General features: G+C 57.7%; 15 protein-coding genes. 8 read left to right on the top strand and 7 right to left on the bottom strand.

Features of this window, described 5'->3' with window-relative positions; translation table 11 throughout:
• Positions 1–31: 31 nt before the first annotated feature.
• Together M4951_RS16710 and queA are read right to left on the bottom strand one after the other, a co-directional pair.
• Positions 32–652: an NUDIX domain-containing protein gene (locus M4951_RS16710; RefSeq protein ID WP_262022787.1), complete on the bottom strand. Its 621-nt coding sequence runs from the start codon at positions 650–652 to the stop codon at positions 32–34.
• A 192-nt stretch (positions 653–844) separates the two neighbouring features.
• Positions 845–1891: a tRNA preQ1(34) S-adenosylmethionine ribosyltransferase-isomerase QueA gene (gene queA, locus M4951_RS16705; RefSeq protein ID WP_262022786.1), complete on the bottom strand. Its 1047-nt coding sequence runs from the start codon at positions 1889–1891 to the stop codon at positions 845–847.
• 164 nt (positions 1892–2055) lie between these two features.
• Between queA and M4951_RS16700 the strand changes: the two genes are divergently transcribed.
• The 3 genes from M4951_RS16700 (at position 2056) to M4951_RS16690 (ending at position 6283) form a co-directional block, all read left to right on the top strand.
• Positions 2056–3156, top strand: coding sequence for a glycosyltransferase (locus M4951_RS16700; protein ID WP_262022785.1), 1101 nt, complete (start codon positions 2056–2058; stop codon positions 3154–3156).
• 774 nt (positions 3157–3930) lie between these two features.
• A complete protein-coding gene (rsmH, locus tag M4951_RS16695) occupies positions 3931–4809 on the top strand; it encodes a 16S rRNA (cytosine(1402)-N(4))-methyltransferase RsmH (protein WP_262022784.1) in 879 nt (292 codons plus the stop codon).
• Between the two features lie 91 nt (positions 4810–4900).
• Positions 4901–6283: a LysM peptidoglycan-binding domain-containing protein gene (locus M4951_RS16690; protein WP_262022783.1), complete on the top strand. Its 1383-nt coding sequence runs from the start codon at positions 4901–4903 to the stop codon at positions 6281–6283.
• Between the two features lie 129 nt (positions 6284–6412).
• Here M4951_RS16690 and M4951_RS16685 read toward each other — a convergent pair whose 3' ends face one another.
• A complete protein-coding gene (locus M4951_RS16685) occupies positions 6413–7297 on the bottom strand; it encodes a DUF1571 domain-containing protein (protein WP_262022782.1) in 885 nt (294 codons plus the stop codon).
• 263 nt (positions 7298–7560) lie between these two features.
• Between M4951_RS16685 and M4951_RS16680 the strand changes: the two genes are divergently transcribed.
• Entirely contained in the window at positions 7561–8214 is a 654-nt protein-coding gene (locus M4951_RS16680; RefSeq protein WP_262022781.1) for an MBL fold metallo-hydrolase, read from the top strand.
• A 21-nt stretch (positions 8215–8235) separates the two neighbouring features.
• On the opposite strand, the gene M4951_RS16675 is transcribed toward M4951_RS16680, so the two are convergent.
• Entirely contained in the window at positions 8236–9936 is a 1701-nt protein-coding gene (locus tag M4951_RS16675; protein ID WP_262022780.1) for an ATP-binding protein, read from the bottom strand.
• A 206-nt stretch (positions 9937–10142) separates the two neighbouring features.
• Between M4951_RS16675 and M4951_RS16670 the strand changes: the two genes are divergently transcribed.
• From M4951_RS16670 to M4951_RS16655, 4 genes are all read left to right on the top strand, one after another.
• Positions 10143–12155: a M20/M25/M40 family metallo-hydrolase gene (locus M4951_RS16670; RefSeq protein ID WP_262022779.1), complete on the top strand. Its 2013-nt coding sequence runs from the start codon at positions 10143–10145 to the stop codon at positions 12153–12155.
• 254 nt (positions 12156–12409) lie between these two features.
• Positions 12410–13021: an OmpH family outer membrane protein gene (locus M4951_RS16665; RefSeq protein ID WP_040352856.1), complete on the top strand. Its 612-nt coding sequence runs from the start codon at positions 12410–12412 to the stop codon at positions 13019–13021.
• Positions 13022–13108: 87 nt separating this feature from the next.
• A complete protein-coding gene (gene lpxC / locus M4951_RS16660) occupies positions 13109–14008 on the top strand; it encodes a UDP-3-O-acyl-N-acetylglucosamine deacetylase (protein WP_262022778.1) in 900 nt (299 codons plus the stop codon).
• 74 nt (positions 14009–14082) lie between these two features.
• The gene (locus M4951_RS16655; RefSeq protein ID WP_262022777.1) at positions 14083–15162 is read left to right on the top strand and encodes a Gfo/Idh/MocA family protein; all 1080 of its coding nucleotides are present in this window, start codon (positions 14083–14085) and stop codon (positions 15160–15162) included.
• A 169-nt stretch (positions 15163–15331) separates the two neighbouring features.
• Here the strand turns inward: M4951_RS16655 and M4951_RS16650 are convergent, their stop codons facing one another.
• From M4951_RS16650 to M4951_RS16640, 3 genes are all read right to left on the bottom strand, one after another.
• Positions 15332–17089, bottom strand: a complete 1758-nt coding sequence (locus tag M4951_RS16650) for an AAA family ATPase (protein WP_262022776.1) — start codon at positions 17087–17089, stop codon at positions 15332–15334.
• Positions 17090–17922: 833 nt separating this feature from the next.
• Positions 17923–19482: an ABC transporter permease gene (locus M4951_RS16645; RefSeq protein WP_262022775.1), complete on the bottom strand. Its 1560-nt coding sequence runs from the start codon at positions 19480–19482 to the stop codon at positions 17923–17925.
• A 51-nt stretch (positions 19483–19533) separates the two neighbouring features.
• Positions 19534–19815 (bottom strand): acylphosphatase, encoded by a 282-nt coding sequence (locus M4951_RS16640; RefSeq protein ID WP_262022774.1) that lies wholly within the window; start codon positions 19813–19815, stop codon positions 19534–19536.
• Positions 19816–19867 lie beyond the last annotated feature (52 nt).

Genomic DNA, 19867 nt, shown 5'->3' with positions numbered 1-19867 from the left:
CCAGCAAAGCGGACAGGTTATCCGCTTTATGCTAACCGTAGAGCGCCTGGAGGCAAATGCTTGACCAGGTTTCGCAGCGATCAAGCTCTAGCAGCAGTTGTGAGACGGGGATGAAACCGGCTTCGATGATTTCGCTTTCACGCGGTCGAACGGCCGGCTGCACGACGCGGCAACGATGCACCACGCCCAGGTGAACCTGACCGACTGGATTTTGATCATCATTGATGAGGCCAACGCACTCGATCTCGTACTCGCAGTCGATCTCGACTTCTTCGTCCAACTCACGGCGCATCCCTTCTTCGTACGGATTGCCCGAGAGATGCTCGGCGGCGTCTTCGCTAGAGATGTGCCCGCCGACTCCGACGCTCCGTTTGCTATGCAAACGGCTTTCGCCTTGCCCTTTGCCGCGGACGTACTGAAAGACCCAGGCTTCGCCATCGGCGTCGACGTACTCAAAAATGACGTATGGGATCAACTGCTTGAAGCTGGGATCTTCTTCCATTTCGGGGCGCGGCCGGAAGCTGATCAGCGCTGGCTGGAGCAAATGCTCGAGATAGCGCGGAGCGTCGGGAGAGAAGCCCTGAAAATAGCCCAAATTGCGGAATTCGGCGGTGGGAACAACCAGAATATGTTCGACCTGGGCGATGCTCATGGCGACTCCTTTCGATTGAGTGGAACGACGTCTCAGACTGCTAGCAGAGTATACGACTTTTGAGGCGCAGATTCGACCCGGCTACCGAGGCAGCATCGTCGCCCCGTCGTAGCCCAGGGCCGTGCCTGCCGAGAGCAATATCAAGCGGCGTCGATAGCAAATCGAGCGGCGCGACGGCAGGCATGGCCTGTCCTACAGGATCAACATTGCGTCGCCGTAGCTGTAGAAGCGGTACTCTTCGCGGATCGCTTCGGCGTAGGCTTCGCGCATCAACTCGTCTCCCCCAAAAGTTCGCACCAAAATCAGCAGCGTCGACTTGGGCAAGTGAAAATTGGTCAGCAACGCGTCGACCGCATGGAACTCGAAAGGTGGACGAATGAAGAGATCGGTCTGGCCGCGCCACGGCTGCAGTTCGCCTGAGCGGGCGGCCGTTTCCATCACTCGCGCCACGGTCGTACCGACGGCGATATTGCGGCCTCCAGCGGCCTTTGTCGCTAAGATGCGCTCGACCGCTTCTTCGCGGATTTCGCCCCATTCTTTGTGCATGACGTGCTCATCGAGCTGATCGACCGAAACCGGACGGAACGTGCCGATGCCGACATGCAGCGTCACGTAATCGACCAGTAGATCTTTGGCGGTCAGCTTTTTCAGCAGTTCGGTCGAGAAGTGGAGACCGGCGGTCGGAGCGGCGACGGCGCCGGGCTGTTCGGCGAAAACAGTTTGATACCGCTTCCAGTCGTCCGGCATCATTTCCCCTTCGCGAATGTAGTGCGGCAGGGGAACGCGTCCGACCCGTTCCAATATTTCCAGCGTCGACTCGCTCGATTCAGGTTCGACCGCCCACATTCCGGCGCCCAGACTAGCGACCAGACGTAGCGAGATATCCTCTTTGGTCTCGCGGTTTTCCAGCGTGACCATCTCGCCGGGGGCGATTTTGCCGCGTGTTTTGGCCAAGACGAGCCAATGCCCGTTGATGTCGGACTCAAGGTACAACCCTTGCCAGCGTCCGCCGGTCAATGTGCGCCGGCCGACCAGGCGGGCAGGGACGACTTTGGTGTTATTCAGCACCAAATGATCCGTCGGTTGCAGAATTTCGGGCAAATCGCGAATATAGCGATGCTCGATCTGACCCGATTTGCGATCCACCACCAAAAGCCGAGCATCCGCTCTTTTCTCCAAAGGCTCTTGCGCAATCAATTCTTTGGGTAGTCTATAGTCGTATTGTTCGATGCTGGTCATAAGGCGGGGGCTTTAAAGGCATGAGCGTCGAACAGTTCGCATGCGACGCATTTTTAATATCGTAGGCAAGCGTTGATTTTTTTCTACCCGAGGCCGCCAGAAGAGTGACAGTGACGCCTGCAAAATCTTCAACCCACTCATCGGGACTGATCCGAGTGGCGCTTGTGATTACGGAACTTGAAGTTGGTGGCGCCGAGCGCTGTCTCACCAATTTGGCCTGTCGGCTCGATCGGTCGGAATTTCGCGTGACGGTGATTTCGCTCGCATCGCGACCGGCGCCGGGACGCGATGTGCTGGTTCGGCAGTTGGAAGAGCAGGGGATCGACGTTTTATTTCTCCGGTGCGACTCGAAATGGCGGCTGCCGATCGCCGTACGTCGACTAGCAAGTGCGCTGCAAGTTTTGCATCCGCATGTCGTCCACAGTTTTCTCTTTCATGCCAATATCGCCGCCAGCATGGCGATGGGGAAGCGGAGGAAGGCGAAACTCATTCACGGACTACGCGTCGTCGAACAAGGTTTATGGCGGCGCTGGCTGCAAAGTTACTACGCCAAAAAAGCAGATCTGACGCTCGCGGTAAGCCGCCGCTTGAAAGAATTCGCCCAAACCGTTTTGCAGGTCAATACGCTGGTGACTCCGAACGGAATCGACCTGACCGATTTTGACGAACAGACGATCCAAAATGTCGGAATGAAGCAGGTTGATGGCCGCAAGCGGATGATCGCCGTGGGGCGGTTGGATGCGCAGAAAGGCTTTGATTGGCTGCTGACCGCGCTCCGCGATTCGCTGTTGCAAGCCGACGATTGGGAACTGCAAATCGTCGGAGCCGGCCCGCAAGAGTCGGCGTTGAAAGAACAGGCGCGCCAGCTGCATCTAGTCGATCGGGTCCAATTTTTGGGGCGCCGCGCTGATGTGCCGCAACTGCTGACCGACGCCGATCTCTTCTTGCTCTCGTCGCGTTGGGAGGGAATGCCGAATGCGATGATCGAAGCGATGGCGGCGCGGCTGCCGGTGATTGCCACCGACGTGGAAGGAGTCGCCCAGTTGCTGGGACCGTATCAAGAGGCCCAATTGTCGCCGGTTGGCGACGCCGCCGAGTTTGTCAGTCGTGTCAGCGTGCTAGCAGCGGATGCGGCCTTGCGCGTCGAGCTCGGCGAAGCGAACCGGGCGCGAATCGAAGCGCACTTTACGCTCGACAAAATGGTCCGTCGGCACGCGAAGATCTATCGCTGTGCGGCGAAATCGCTGACCAGCGTGCTAGCGTGACCCCCGCAGTGCGTTCGAAATTTTCTCCAAGATTTCTCTCGTGACGTAGCGCCCATCAGCGTCATTCTTTAAGCGTGCTATCACGCCGTGCTAGCGGCCATGCTTGCGGAAAACGCAGGTTGACCGGTTCGTAACGATTCTTACCTTTAGGCAAGTCGTGATTGAGCGACGTTGATTGAACGTCCGTCCGTTCGTCTTGTTGGGGGGAAGGAATCTCCCGGTTTGGCGAACTGCAGGCGAAGCGGCAAGTGCAGCGGCCGTCTTCGCCAACCTCGCCGATGCCGGGCGCATGGATGCGCCTGCGGCGAGGTTTTTTTCATTCTTGGCCGCCGTTTCTTCCTCGCCCGCAGCGTCCGTTTTGAAGTAGCGCTAGGGGAAGTCGCCAGCGCCTACTGCTCTTCGTAGCCCGCAGCGCGAGCGAGGGAATACGGCTTGCTACTTCAATCCGGGTTAGGATCGCCAACTCTATTCCCTCGCTGGCGCTGGCGGGCTAGTGTGACGATTTTCGGTGGATTCGGACCCTGTTTGATCGTGCTTCACCCGTGTTCAACACTTCTTGAATTGCCAAATAACGCAACCTCAAAGCTCGCGCTTCGGATAGGGATACGAAGAGAGATGACCGCCAGATTGTTCTCATTCGCAAATGTTAAAACGGGCGTTGGGGGCTATGCCAACGGGTAGGGTCATGTCTTCGAGACCGTGATGCGGTAAGCTGACGCGTGGGCAATTTGCCTGCGTTTTCCGCCGTTTTCGCCATTTCTGACTCCGCCGCACATGACTTCGACCGTTCACGTTTCTGTACTTCCTGCCGAGACGATCGCGTATCTCGATCCCCAGCCGGGGCAAACCTTCGTCGATGGCACGTTGGGCGGAGGAGGACATACGCGGCAGTTGGCCGAGCGCGTGGGGGACGAAGGGTTGGTGATTGCCTGTGATCGCGACCTGGCGGCGATTGAGAGAGCCGAGCAGTCGCTACGCGGCCTACCGATCAAAGTCACGCAGCGGAACTTCTGTGAGCTTCCTAGCGTGCTGCAGGACCTTGAGATCGACCTGATCGACGGGCTGCTGCTGGACCTGGGGCTTTCGAGCGATCAGCTGGCCGATCGCAATCGCGGATTCAGTTTTGATTCGGACGGTCCGCTCGACCTTCGCTTTGACGAAACCGAAGGGGACACCGCCGCCGATCTGGTGAATCTCCTCTCCGAAAAAGATCTAGCCGACGTGATCTATCAAAACGGCGAAGAGCGTCTGAGTCGCCGGATCGCCAAAAAAGTTTGCCTGCGGCGAAAAGAAAAACCGTTCCTGCTAGCAAGCGATTTGGCCGAGATCGTGACCAGTTGTTACCCAGGCCGCGGAGCGCGAGAACGGATTCATCCGGCGACGCGAACCTTTCAAGCACTGCGAATTGCAGTGAATCGAGAGCTCAGTTCGCTGGAGAGCATTTTGAAGTCAGCGCCCGACTTCATCCGCCCAGGCGGCAAAATCGCTGTCATCAGCTTCCACTCTTTGGAAGATCGTCGAGTAAAAGAAGCGTTTCGCGAAGATGAGCGCCTCGAACCGATGACCAAAAAGCCGATAATTCCTAGTGACGAGGAGATTATGCAGAATCCTCGCAGCCGCAGCGCCAAACTGCGCGTTGCTCGACGTGTGTAAGGATGCAAGGAATTGGGCTTGAGCCAGAACGCGGCTCCAGCTAGCGTCGACTGCCGACCGTAGAGGGAGGTGGTCGCAAGGAGTGAATAAGGTGCGCAGGGAAGCTCGGATCGGATTTGCGATCGTCGGCTGTCTAGCCGCGGTGCTGACATATGCCGCTGTAAAGCGGATGTGGATGCTTGCGCAAGTCTCTAGCAATCCGAGCCCGGCGCCCACGGTTCCCGCGGCGGCGATCTCCGCTCCTTCCGCGCTGGCCGCCAGCGATCACTCGACTGCGCCCGTCATTACCTTGCCGAGCGAGCCGACCAGTACGGCTGTCTATCAAGAGCCGGTCGCCGTTTCACGCGGCGTGCCGTTTCCGTCGCGCTTCGCAATTCCACTGACCAATCGCGAAGCGACTGCCGTTGCTGAACAGGTCACCACCGCCGTCGCTGCAAAGGATGAACCGGAACCGACAACGGAGCCGGTCGACACCACGCCGATCGAAGCGGCGCCGCCGCTGGGACGTTTTTCGAGTCGCTTCTCGCCGGCCGCGCCGCCGACCGAAGAGACGCAGCCAGAGCCAGCGGAAGTTGCGACCGAAGCGGCGCCGAAACCGGCCACGTCGATGGTCTCTGCGGCGATTGGCGCGATCGCTTCTCGTTTTTCCGGCGGCACGGCGCCGGTTGAAACGCCGGCGCCCAGTGAAGCGAAGCCCAGCGAACCCAGCAAGCCAGCGCCGGTGGAAATTGTTGGCGCTCCCTCGCAGTCGGCGGATCCAGTCGCTTCGCTTCGCTTTGTCGGCGAAAAGACTTCCGCGAAGCCGGCGGAGACGCCTCCGCAAGCGAGATTGATCAAACCGGCCCCGGTGGTCGAAACGAAGCCGTTGTCGCCGTCACCGGTCGCTGCGAAGCCTAGCCGGCCGGCATGGAAAGCGACCGAGGCGGTGATCGAGCCGCAACAGCCGATCGCGGTGAAGTCGAGACCGCAGCCGCGTTTGAATCGAGCATTTGCGTCGACCGCCAGCGCATCGATCCCGTCGACGTATGTACCGGCCCAAAACGCGAGCACGACCCAAAGCGTGACCGCGGACCAAGTAACTCCGCAGCGGTTGCCGCCGACAATCGAAGTCGCAACCGATACGGAAAAGGGAGTCACCCAAGAAGCCGACCCTGATTGGGTTCAGCAAATCATCACCAGCGGCAGTTTCATTCCCGGTCAGCGAATCGTCCCGACGCAGTCGCCGCAACCGCTGCCGAAGACAGGGCAATCGTCGGCCCAACCGCTGGTCAATCCGGCGCCGGCAGTACAGCCTGCCGCAACAGCGCCGCACACCTATCAGGTGAAGCCCGGCGATGATTTGGCGACGATCGCACGGCAAACCTTGGGAGACGCCGCTCGCTGGGGCGAGCTGTTCCGTTTGAACCGCGACGTGATCGGCGACTATCCCGATCAGATGAAACCGGGGATGCAGCTGCGATTGCCGCGGGATTAAAAAATGGGGTCAGGTCCGAATTTCGCTGCGAAATTCGGACCTGACCCCATTTTTTAATCCTACCCGCGCATGAAAAAGGCGATCTCCATGGAGATCGCCTTTTCACTTTTATTAGCAGCACCCGTCCGATTAGAACGCGTACGATTTGTTGTTCGTATCGAAGTCGGCGTCGGTGAAGCCGTTGTTCATCTTCATGTTGCTGTAGGTGTATTCTTCAAACAACATCGGCTCGGCGCCTGGCTTTTTGGGCCAGTCCCAAGCGGCGTAGCGAATCGGCACTTGCAGTTGATCGTCGATGAAGATGTGGGCTTTGTGGAAGCGGAAGTTGGACCGCGGCGTCGGGTGGATCACTTCGATCGCGGTGCAGATCCGATCATTGATCTTGGCGCCTTGGTAGAACTTCACTTCGCATTCGCCGTACTTCATGTCTTCTTCGGCGACTTCGATCAGGCGGACGATCAGGTTGCGGATGCCGATTTCGGTGATCGGGTAGCGGTTGTTCCGCATCGCCATCATGCCGTTGGGGTCGAGCGGCACAGTCACGAACTTGAGGAGGTTGCCCCCTTCGTGCGCGATCAGGTTGCCGTTGTTGCGACCTTTGACGTAGATCACCTCACGGCCCTTGATGTTGGCCGGAGCGACAAACTTCATGTAAACGCTAAACGGCGTAATCACGTTGCCGTTGGCGTCCACCTGTTCGTTGCGGATCTTGGTGTACATGTACTCTGGATCGAGCACTTTGCCGTTGATCTGTTCTCGCTTGACCAGCGTGCATTCGTAGTCGCGCACATTCTGATCGATCTGAGCCAATCCGCGTTTGGCGATCTCCATGGCCGGCGCCAGCGGATGCTGGGCGGCGACTGGCTGGCTCGTATTTGGATTGTTGGAAACTCGGTAAACCGGTTCCTTCAGATTGTTGCGGCCTTCTTCGCCGCGAAGCAAAGAGGCGGCGCCCAGCGTCAGCGCCGGAGCGGCCAACAATAGGCGGCGTCGCGATAGAGTAGGCTCGGCCATCTTCCTTCTTTCTCCCTGATTTTTCTGCGTCACGCGGCTTCCGTGCGTCGCGATTGGACTCGAATACGTATGATTCGTAACGACCGGGGCATTGGTTCGCCGAGATCAGCCGTAAAATGCTGGCTGTTCGGTCTTATCGCCCAGCCCGGGCGGAAAAATTACAATAATAGTGCGAACCGGTAAGGATTACCTAAACCCACGTTTAACCGATCCAGCCGCAAAATTCTACCTGAACTGCCCAAATTTGTGGAGAGTGAAACCTGGTGCTTGATATCGACGCTATCATCAGCATGCCGTTCGACGAAAATACTTACATCGTCCGCCAAAGCGGCGCGACCGACTGTCTGGTCGTCGATCCTGGTCTGGAACCAGACAAAATTCTCGACTTTTTGACCGAGCACCGCCTGACTCCGATCGCCATTTTGAACACGCATGGCCACAGTGACCATATCGCTGGAAATGCTGCTCTGAAAAAGACTTACCCCGCCGCGCCGCTGATTATTGGCCGCGGTGACGCCGAAAAGCTGACCGATCCGCAGAAGAATCTCTCGGCTGCGTTTGGCGTCGCATTGATCAGCCCCCCCGCCGATCAATTGGTGGACGAAGGCGCCGTTTTGGACTTGGCCGGCATCCAGCTCGAAGTCCGTGACGCTCCGGGGCATTCGAGCGGACATGTCGTGTTTGTGATCCACGACGCCAAAGTGGTGCTCGGCGGCGACGTGCTATTCGCCGGCAGTATCGGACGGACCGACTTCTTTGACGGCGATTTCGGCGCACTACGCGACGCAATTCATGACAAGCTGTTTACGCTTCCTGGAGAATTTGTCGTTTACCCAGGGCATGGGCCAGAAACGACCATCGCCGAAGAAATCGCCGACAATCCGTTTGTGGGCAAACCGGCCGGGTACAAAGGGTAGGCGTTTTTGTAAGGTTGGCGACTACTGTTGAGTCGGGCGATCGAGTATCGGCGCGGCGGCGACATGCGCCGGAAAATAGAGGGTAAAGCGACTGCCGACCCCTTCTTGGCTGTGGACTTCGATATCGCCGCCGTGCTCACGCAAGATTTTTTGACTGACCGGCAAGCCGAGTCCGGTGCCCCGATTTCCTTTGGACGATTCAAACGCGGTGAAGATCGACTCGATTTTCTCGGCCGGGATTCCGCACCCGTTGTCGACAACATCGATGTTCAGACGCTGCGCCGCTTCGTCCAGTACGATCGCGACTTCAACTTTGGGCTCGTCGGCCGACAGACAAGCGTCGATCGCATTCGAGACGACGTTCAGCACCGCGCGATGCAGGCCTTCGGCGTCAAACATCAACTGTATTTCGGCCGGCAGCGGGAAGTAGAGGAGCTGGACGTTTTGTTCGGCAGCGCGGGATTGCATGAGCTCGACAACGTCGCCGACCGTGTCATTCACATCCGACGCGGTCAGGTCAGGCTCACGTTCTTTGCTGTACGAAAGCATGTCCATCACCAAGGTCGAGATCCGATCCTGGTTCCGCTCGACGATTCCCCAGCCCTTTTCGATCAAGTTGACGTCGGTCCCTTTGATTCCTTCTTCGACCAGATAACTGCCGCCGCGGATGCCTTGCAGGATGTTTTTCACATGGTGCGAAATCGCCGCGACCGCATGACCGACGGCGGCGAGTCGTTCGGACTGAACGACCGCCGAGTAATAGTTGGTGTCTTCCACGGCGAGCGCCGCTTGATGAGCGACGGCGACCATCAGTTTCAGATGATCGTCATTAAAGCGGCGCTTTCGCTGCGGCCCGCCGATGTCGCCGGGCGCGGTGAACGTATCCAGATAGATCGCGCCGACAATGCCGTAGCGTCCTTGCATCGGGACGCAGATCGCCTCGCGAACGCCTTGCGTGATGATGCTGCCGGCGGGATCCCAGCGTTCATCGTCACTGGCGTTGGTGGTCAGCACGCCTTCCCGTTTTTCGAGCACAAAATCGAGAATTGTCCGGCTGATCACGATCGCTTCGTCAGCGCCGGCGCGGCCCGGTCGAAAACGGCGCGCCTTCGGCGTGAAGTGGAGCGATTCTTCGTCCAGCAGCATCACGCATCCCCGATCGGCGTCTATCCAGTCGAAGACCAGTCCCATGATATAGTCGAGCAACTGATCAATATCGAGCGTGCGACTGACGGCCAGTGCGGTGTGGTACATCAACTGCAAATTGGCCCTGGCCGCATGAAACCAATCGCCTGATTCGACGTCACCACCGGGGAGCATAAAAATCTGGCTCCCCTCGCTATGATGGACCGTGCGAATGATTCGTGACCCGTCGGTCGAATTTTCCTGACGAACCTGCGGGCCCGCATGGGTCGCCCGAGTGTCGCTGGCCGTCTCAGCATGCGTAAAGATCATCAGCGTGCGGCCAAGTTGGACACGATCTCCGCTGGTCAAAAAGGCGCGCTGCGTCGCCTCGTTGTTGACAAAGCAGCCGTTGGAGCTTTCCAGATCGACCAGCTCATAGCGCTGACCATCAAGACGAATTTCGGCATGTCGACGCGAAATCTCGGTATCATGCACCTGGATCGTGTTGGTCCGGTCACGACCGAGAGTGACGACCGGGTCGTTCAGCTCGAAACGTCTTCCTTGATCGTTGCCCTGAATGACGAAAAGGGACGGCACGTTTAGCTCCCATGCTGGCGAATCGAAGTAGTCTTTATTTTATCGGGTCGGTGTGGGGAGTAGCAATGATGCTTGACAGGAGCGTGATGGTTCGCGGCAAAGGGAATGGTTGACCGGCGCTCTCCGCTAGAAAAGAATCGACTCTATTGCGAAAAAGTTACATGAACTATCTCCGGATTTCTGGGATGTCGTTGAATATGCGAATCATGAGCACGATTTGGGCAGCGGTGGTCATTTGCCCGCTGTTGGCCGCCCCTCTGATGGCGGAAAAAGAGTCGGCTGCGAAAGCCGCCGACGCGCGTATCCGAGAGAATGTCGGTTTTCTCGCGTCTGACGAGTTGGAAGGACGCGGCGTCGGCACCGCCGGACTGACCAAAGCGGCGCAGTTTATGGCCAAACAGATGAAGGCGATCGGGCTCGATACGACGGCGGTTGGTGGAAAGCCGTTTCAGTCCTTCACGGTCGTTACCGACGCCAAATTGGGGCCAGCCGACCAAAATTTGCTGAAACTGGTCGGCCCCGACCAAAAAGAAGCGGCGCCGCTGGAGTTGGGCAAGCAGTTCAATCCGTTGGCGGCCGGCGGCAGCGGCAAGTTTGATTTGCCGATTGTCTTTGTCGGTTACGGAATTACGGCGCCAGACTTGTTGTATGACGACTACGCCGAAACGGACGTCAAAGGGAAAGCGGTCTTGATGCTGCGGAAAGAGCCGCAGGGCGATCCCCACAATCCGCACAGCGCCTTTGGCGGTCCCCATCCGACGCGGCATGCGACCTTTAGCCGCAAGATCTCCAACGCCTATCAACATGGCGCCGCCGCCGTGATCATGGTCAACAATCTCGACGAACTGGAGTCGCGTCGCGAAGACCAACAAAACGTCTGGAATACGGCGGTCGCCGATATCGTCAAGACACAGGCCGAATTCGCCGCACTCACCGCCGACGCGCCGGAAGAAAAGCAAACCGAACTGCGCGACAAGCTGACCGATCTAGCGAAAACCATCGCCGATAGCGGCGAGAAATTGCAAGCTGGAACGGATGAGGTGCTCCCTTTTCTCGGCGCCGGCAGTGATGCAAGTCATCCCGAGTTGCCGGTCTATTTCGTCCTGCGCAGCGCAATCGACCCGGTTGTGCAGCAGGCGCTAAACAAGTCGCTGGCCGATTTGGAAGCCAGCATCAACGCCGACCAAAAGCCGCAAAGCGTCGCCGTGACCGGCTGGAAAGCGATCGGCGAGACCGACGTGATTCGCGAGCAAGCGGAAGTCAGCAACGTGATCGGCGTCCTACATGGCGAAGGCCCACTGGCCGACGAAATTATCTTGATCGGCGCCCACTACGATCACATCGGCTACGGCGGAGAAGGGAGTCTAGCGCCTTGGACGCACGAGATTCACAACGGCGCAGATGACAACGCGTCTGGCGCCGTCGCACTGTTAGAAGCGGCGCGGCGAATTGTGGGTCGCGACCAGAAGCCGAAGCGGACGATCGTCTTTATTGGGTTCACCGGCGAAGAACGAGGCCTGCTGGGAAGCGCCTACTATGTCAAGCATCCAGTCTTTCGCCTGGAAAAGACGGTTGCGATGCTCAACATGGACATGGTCGGCCGATTAAAAGATGAAAAGCTGATCATCAGCGGCAGCGGCACGGCGAAAGAATTCGAAGCGCTGATCGACCAGTTGAACGGGGATTACCAATTTGTCGTCACCAAAGATCCCGGCGGTTATGGACCGAGCGATCACGCGTCGTTTTACGCCAAAGAAATCCCGGTCATGCACTTCTTTACCGGCACGCATGACGACTATCATCGTCCCAGCGACGACGTCGAAAAATTAGACATTGCTGGAATTCGGCGAATCGCCAGCATGCTGGCGGATGCGGCGATAGCAATCGATGCAATGCCTGCGCCGCCGGAGTATGTCGCAATCGCTCCCGAATCGACCGAGCGACGAACAGGTTCACGCCCCTATTTTGGCAGCATTCCGGACTTCAGCGTGGTGGGCAAAGGTTATGCGCTGCAAGGAGTTTCGCCCGAGAGTCCCGCTGACAAAGCAGGGCTGAAAGCCGGGGACATCATCGTCAAACTAGGAGAGAGCAAGATCGCGGGACTCGAAGATTTTGACGGCGCACTGCGGGGCTTTAAAGCAGGCGACAAAGCGAAGGTGACGATTATGCGGGATGGAATGGAAATTACGCTTACGGTAACCTTGGCTGCGCCCCGATAAGTACCAGGTTGACGATGAAAATCTTCTCGGATTGTGTGAACCATCGAGAGGGCGAAGTCGTATCGGTTCGGGAGTTTCCGCAGCATTTTGGAAGTGCGGAATATTGGACTTTACCCGTTTGCAGTTTCCAGGCAGAATGCCGCTCGTTTGACAGCATCCGCATCCGTCGCGCTGCCCGTAAAGCCGACGAATTACGGCGAAACTCGCCCGCGGGGTCAGGACGACCAATTCAAACACAGCAAGGAGTGCTGAAAGTGAAGCGACTGTTTTCTTTGACCGCGATTTTGGTCACCGCGATCTTCGTCAACTTCGTCGCGGAAGCGGCGAACGCCCAATCGGGCACCAATGTCGCCGTGATCGACATTCCCATGGTTTTCAAGGGTCACGCCCTTTTCAAACGGCAAATGGAAGACTTCAAAGTTGAAGTAGAAGCCGCTGAAAAGACGATCGGCGCAGAACGCGACCGAATCACCAAGATGATTCAAGAGCTCAGCTCGCAATACAAGCCTGGCTCGCCTGACTACAAAGTCAAAGAAGAAGAAGTTGCTCGTCAGCAGTCGGAACTGCAAGTTAAAATGACGCTGCAGAAGAAGGACTTCATGGAAAAAGAAGCCCGCATCTACTTCAACGTCTACGATCAAGTCAAACGTACCGTCGCTGCGTTCGCCGAACGTAACAACATCGCGTTGGTCTTGCGTTACAACAGCACCGAGATTGAAGCGGATAACCGCCAGTCGGTGTTGGAAGGAATCAATCGTCCGGTCATCTATCAAAACCGGATCGATATCACCCAAGACGTGCTCGCCTTGCTGAACGCCGGCGTTCCGGCGACGGCTCGCCCGCAAAATGGTCTGATTCCTCGCTAGTCACGACCTTGTCGTAATCGCGGCGGAGGCAGTTGCGCCTACCGCCGCTTGATATTTGCAGCACACCCATTTGCGCATCCGGCATCCATGAAGAAACAGTTGCTGCGTTACGACAGCGAGTATCGTTTCCAACGCACGCTCGCTTCGAGCGTCTCGGTCGAAGGAATTGGCTACTGGTCGGGCAAATCGAACCGAGTCGAATTTCGACCCGCGCCGATTGACGCCGGCATCACCTTTGTCCGCGAAGATCTGCCAAGTCGGCCGCGCGTGCCGGCGCTGGTCAGCAATCGAATCGAAGTCCCCCGGCGCACTAATCTGACGGTGGGTGGAGCTTCGGTCGAAATGGTCGAACATGTGTTGGCCGCTCTGTCTGGCATGCAGGTCGACAATTGCGAAGTCGCAGTCGTCTCGCCCGAAATGCCGGGACTCGACGGTTCGTCCGCCGCTTACGTCGAAGCGATTCGACAGGCCGGAATCGTCCAACAAGATGCGGTTCGCAAGCTGCTGGTTATTTCTGACATCGTGCGTGTCGGCGATGACGAAGCCTGGGTCGAAGCTCGTCCCAGCGACAAGTTGCAGCTCGATTTCAAGTATCGGCTCGATTATGGGTTTAATAGCCCGATCGGCCGAGAAACGCTCACCGGTTCGCTGACGCCCAAGTTTTTTGAGCACGAATTGTCGTCGGCTCGCACCTTTGTGCTTGAAAGCGAAGCCCAGTGGCTCCGTTCGCAAGGACTTTGCAAACAAGTTGGTTTTCAAGACTTGGTGGTCTTTGGGCCGGAAGGTCCGATCGAGAACGAGCTTCGTTTTGACGACGAATGCGTGCGGCACAAGACGCTCGACCTGATTGGCGACTTTGCGCTCGCCGGCTGTGACATCGCCGGTTCGATAATCGCTTATCGTAGCGGTCATCGCTTGAACGCCGAGTTGGTCAAGCAACTACTGCTCGAAAATCAAGTTCAACTGGGCCTGCGACGTTCGGCCTAGTTCTATTTTTCAAGGTACGATCGTCGCTGCATTCTGGAACGGCGGCGAGCGATTAGGCTGGAAAGGATTCCGCCATGCTCCATCGTCGTCTCGCCGTCATCGGCGCTGGTCACCTCGGAAAAATTCATGCTCGTCTGGCGAAACAAACCGCCGGGCTTGAGTTGGTTGCGATCGTCGATCCCATCGCCGCGGCGCGAGAAGCTTCCGCCGCCGAGAACGGAGTCGCCGCTCACGCGTCTCATCACGAAATCGCTGGTCAGTTTGATGCGGCGATCATCGCCACGCCGACCCAATATCACTATGAAGTCGCAGCCGATCTCTTGGCCAGCGGCGTCGATTTGCTGATCGAGAAGCCGATTACCTTGTCGATTGAGGACGCCGATCGTTTATTAGCGCTCGCCAAAACTTATGGCCGCGTTCTGCAAGTCGGACATGTCGAACGATTTAATCCAGCGTTTGTCGCGGCGAGCAAGCGGATTGATCGTCCGCGGTATATCGAAGCGTCGCGAACTAGCGGTTACTCGTTCCGTTCGGTCGATATCGGCGTCACGCTCGACTTGATGATTCATGACATCGATCTGGTATTGTCGCTCGCCGGCAGCCATGTGGTCGAAGTCGACGCGATCGGCGCGACCGTCTTTGGACCGCACGAAGATATGGTGCAAGCCCGTTTGACCTTTGAAAACGGCTGCGTCGCCAATCTTACCGCGTCGCGCAGCAGCTTTTCGCCGCGCCGTGAGATGAAGGTTTTTCATGCCGGCGGGTTTGTACAGATCGACATGGGAAGCCGCAAGCTGCAGTCGATCAAACCCGACGCGCGCCTGGCTGCTGGAGAATTGGATGTTCACGCGCTGCCGCAGGCCGAGAAAGACCACATTCGTCAGCACTTGTTCGAGTCGCTCCTTCCCCTAGAAGAAGTCGAACTGCCGGCGACCAATGCAATCGCCGATGAACAGGCCGATTTCGTCCATGCCATGACGACCGGCGAAAAGCCGCGTGTGGATGGCGCTGCTGGACGCGAAGCGGTCATCGTGGCTAACATGGTCGCCAAAAGCGTGCAACGTCACGTCTGGCACGAATCGCAACGCTCGGTCCGCGGACCTCAATTCGCGCCGATGCCAAGCCTGACGCCGCAAAAACGAGAGGCGGCGTAGCAGCTGCGTTGGGAACAAGCAGAGCTGGCAATTCTCTGCATTACCTGCTGCACCCAGCGGACCGGACCGTCTCTGCTTTTCGAAACGCGAATTGTCAAAGAGCGCGATCTGCCCATGGCCCGGCGCCATGCGCTTACTGCGTCTTCGTAGAAAAAGCATGTCTTCCGTGTTATCGTTTGGCGCGGCGGCGCTTGGTTTTGGCGCGCCGCTGATTGATCTCTCGGCGGCTTCGCACTTTTGGGGGTTTGGACCGGACGGGACTTGCTGGCCGGATCAAAACGTTGGACAGGACCGGATCGTTGGACAGGACTGGATCGTTGGACAGGACTGGATCGTTGGACAGGACTGGATCGTTGGACAGGACTGGATCGTTGGACAGGACCGGATCGTTGGACAGGACCGGATCCTTTTTTTCTGGCGGCATGGGTGGGTCGGCCAAGTGATAGCGTGGGTAGGCGTAGCGCGATTCTTCCTTGGCGGGGCTGGTCATCCTGATTTCGCCTGCGGCGATCATCTGGTCCCACACGGGACTGAACTTGGTTCCGCTGATTCCGCTTTGTTCGCGAATTTTGGACTTGGTCGCTCTTTCTGGATCGAGGCGCGTGATCGCGACGCGAAGCTTGGCTTGCAACTTTTGCTCCTGCGTACGCGTCTCTTGCTCGACCGCTTCGCCGCGCAGCGACTCCGCTTCATGCAGCGTGACGTTCCACTTTCGGCTGGTCGCTTCGTCCCCGCGACCTTCGTCGATATCGACGCCCCATCGTCGACTATGCCCGGCGTTGCCGCCGATCGTGAGCCACAGATGATGCTGGCGGCTGCCGGGCTCAAACTGGCGGCGGCGGTTCACGAATATCCATTGTTGGGCGAAACTTTCGCAGCCGGCACTGGCCAAATGGGATGTATCGACGCCGCGCCGCCCGATCGATTTTTGCGTGCTGCGGCAGAGGATCGGCGTAGCGCCTGCGTCGAGACAGCATTGCATCAGCTTGCGCAGCTGCGCCGCTTGGGCGCCGCCGAGCGGCGCGATCAAATGCCGCGGATCAATCATCACCACTTCCAATTGATGACGCGAAATCCAATCGCGCAAGTGCTGCAAGTTGGCGGCGTCGGCCAGGCCGGCCATCGACAGCGCCCAGATCCAATTCGGCAGCTGAGTCGAATTCACGCCAGACGCGTCACTCCACCGCCGCGCAAGGTCGACGAGCAGCTGACGCTCGCTGGTGCTGCTAAGAAACCCGACTCGAAACGCGCGCTCGGCGGCGATCTGCCCCAAAAACTTGCCGCCGCTCGCCAAAGCGCCGCACAAGTCGACCGCGAGCGACGACTTCATGCTTTTGCTCGGCCCGACGATCACCGCCGGTTCGTTTCGCGCGAGCACGCCAGGCAACAACCACTCGCGCGGTTTGGCCTCGTTTAAAAATTGCTCGGTGGTGAATTCCTGAAACGGGCTGCCGCCGGTCAGGTCGAGCCGCACGATTTGTCCGTCGCCTAAACCCGCTTCGTCAGCAGCTTCGTTTGCCATCGCGTCGTCGTTCGAAAGCCGCTGCAGCAAGCTCTCCGCATAACGATCCGATTCGGTTTCGTCGGCGTCGCAGTGCATGATGGCGTCGAGCAAATGGACCGTTTGTTGCCGGTGATATCCGGCGGACGACAGCCGGTCAATCAGTTGCGGGACGTCGCTGGCAGAGCCGCATTCCGCGTGCAATTGCAACATCACCGAGTAGAGATCGCGATGTCGTTTGCTCCGAAAACATTCGAGCGGCGGCGGGTCTGCGGACAACAGAGTGGGCGTGATCAAAGCACAAGCTAACCACTGCGCTTCGAGCGTTTCGTCCTGCGTCTGATCACGAGCCGAGACCCGGTCGCGCAGCGCCGCATTACTCTTGCGTAATCGCGTCATGGTCTGGCGAATTTGTTTGATTCTCATCCGATATCGCTCCCCCGTGCGAGAGTCGTGAAGTCAACGCGCAGAAACGCGCACAGAACGGCCGCCGAGCCGATCACTGATTAGTTACGCACATAAGTATCACAATATCCTAAGTATTTGTCAAGGACTAAATAAGACATCCGTAGGGTGCGTCGAGACGCACCAAGCCCTGCCACAGGCGAAAGAATCCAACCCAGCGTGGTAACACCAGCAACGCTGACCACTTGCGTCGCCACGCGAAGGGGATGGCGGCCGCTAGGGCAGGTTCGAGGTGCGTCTTGACGCACCCTACCCAGCTGACAGGAACTCTTTGTCGACGGAAAATTGGAGGCAAAAACCGCGGCTAACGCCGTGCGGCTGATGTCGATACGTGCCGCGCAGCACCATCTTCACTTTCAATCGTTGGAAAATCAAAATGGGTCAGCTAGCAGGAAACCGCTCTAGCCCAGGGTCAGTCCGCCGCAGGCGACGCAGCCCTGGGTTTACAGCGCGCAGAAAGGTTGACGTTTGGGTTTGCAGCCCCTGAAGCATCGACCCAGGGTTGCGTCGCTGCGCGACTCCACCCTGGGCTAGATTAGAGCAGCCCGTTGGGCTTAAGAAAGAGAACGCTTGCTGCGTTGCGCTCAGGGGCAAACTTCGCGTCGGCATTGTAAATAGGTTACAGCGGCTAGCGCTGGCGGCGTTCATCGTTTGCGTCGCCGCGCGAAGGGGATAGCGGCCGATAGGGCAGGTTCGACGTGCGTCTTGACGCACTCTACCCAGATGGCTTTACGAAGAACGAACAAAAAAAGGCGCCGCATAGCGGCGCCTTTTTTGTTGGTCCTTCTTGGGGCTTACGCCAGGTCGCGATCTTCAAACAAGATCAGCGCCAGGAACATCGCCATCAAGCTATAGAGGATGGCGAAGCAGGCTGAAAGCGCGATGTACTCCATCGGGACCTCGCGGCCTGCGGAGATAGCGCCGTAAATCTCAAAGTTCTCGAGCACCGGCAAGACGGTCGCCAACAAACTAGCGACAAACTTCACCGGTTCAAACCCTTGGGCCGACACTTGCATGATCGCCGGGGTAAGGTGCCCCATCGCGTAGACGCCAAAGGTGATCATGAAGTTGGCGATCATCGGCAAGCGGGTCGAAATCGCGACGCTGACCGACGCCAAGACGATGGTTTCGAGAAAGACGAGGACCACGCCGGGGACGACGTCAACGGTCTCTTCGTGCAGCAATTGCCAGCTGATTCCTTTTTCGCCGAAGCGTTCGTACTCGAAGGTCGCGCCTTCGCGCGAGTCGAACATCGGTTTGCTGGCGACGGCCGGTAGGAAGAAGAGGGTGACCATCACAAACAACACCGCGACCACGCCGACGATGCCCAGGAATTTGCCGATGATGAACTGGCGACGGCTGACCGGTTTCGACAGCAGCGTCAGCGCGGTCTTCCCTTCGATTTCGTCGGAGATCGACGTACTAGAGGCCCAAATCGCGACGATCATTCCCAAGATCAACATCACCTGAAGTCCGGTGTGTTTGAGGACCTTGATGTCTTCGCCAAAGGTTTGATACGGCAGGTAAATCGCGATGATCATAAACAAGCAGCCGATGACGGCGCACAGCATGAACAAGAGTTGCGATATTTCGGAAGTCGCGGTCGCTTCGGAAATCGCGACCGTCTTCGGGAAGAACATCGAGTAGCCAAAATAGACAAAGTAGAGCATCGCCACGATCAGTGCGGTCGAGAAAATCGAAACCGCTTCGACATGCTCCGGCTCGATCGTGACGGTCATGATCCCTTCGATCGGGTTCTCGGTGTCATTGCGAGCAAAAAACTCGACCATTTGTCCCGGCGGCAGCTTGCGCGAGAGAAACGCTTTGTCTCCGCGCGTCCATTGCCAGACCGAAGCTTCTCGGATGGTGTAGGTTGCGACATCTTCCGGCTCTCCGACAATGCGAGCGACTAGGTCAAAGCGTCCGGTCGCGTCGATTTCGAGTTTCGAGAGTTCGTCAGAATCGACTTTGATGTTGAGATCAACGGTCGGAACCGTGCCATCGGCGTTCAACTCGGTCGTCGCGGGGATCTCAATTTTGTGATCGGACGCTCCGGCGTAGGGAAGGCGACGAAGTGAGTTGAGGATCGCGGTTGGTTCTTGAACCGCAAAGGTTCCAAAAACGCCGATTGCGGCCCAGATCAACATCACCATGGTGATCGGAAACAGGATCGAACCCCGCAGCGCTTCAACGCAGCGGTCGGCGTACTTCGGAGCAAGCGCCTTGACGATTGACCAGGCGACAAAGACGACAAGGCCGCCCAGGATAACGCCTATGCCAAACAGCCACAGCGAAGTGACCCAGTGACCGAAATTCTTTGACGACATGTGGAAGAAAGCGAGAAGTGGCGTCATAGCGCGTCGTATCGTCCTGAGCAGAGGAGGAGAAAACGGGATAAGCGAATGTCAGTCACGAATATCGAACGAAACAAACTCACCAGTAGCGTCACTCGAGAGCATTTTTCGTTCAGCAATAAAATCTTCCATCTGGTCGGCGATGTGATACACCACCTGGCGACATGTTTCGGGATCGCCTTCGATCACCAATTGCACCGATCCGTCCGCTAGATTCTGTACAAATCCAACGACAGGATAGCGACGAGCAATATTTTGCGCCGTCGCGCGAAAACCGACTCCCTGTACGCGACCCACGAAAATGGTCTCGTGCCGTACCCAGTTGCCATTCATTTCGCTGCACTCATGCCAGCTTGAAGTGAGGAAAGCTCCAATATAGTTGCGG

The organism is Blastopirellula sp. J2-11, from assembly GCF_024584705.1.
In the GTDB taxonomy this organism is placed as follows: Bacteria; Planctomycetota; Planctomycetia; order Pirellulales; family Pirellulaceae; genus Blastopirellula.
The sequence above is the reverse complement of the archived record's forward strand: the minus strand, read 5'-3'. Positions and strand labels throughout refer to the sequence as shown.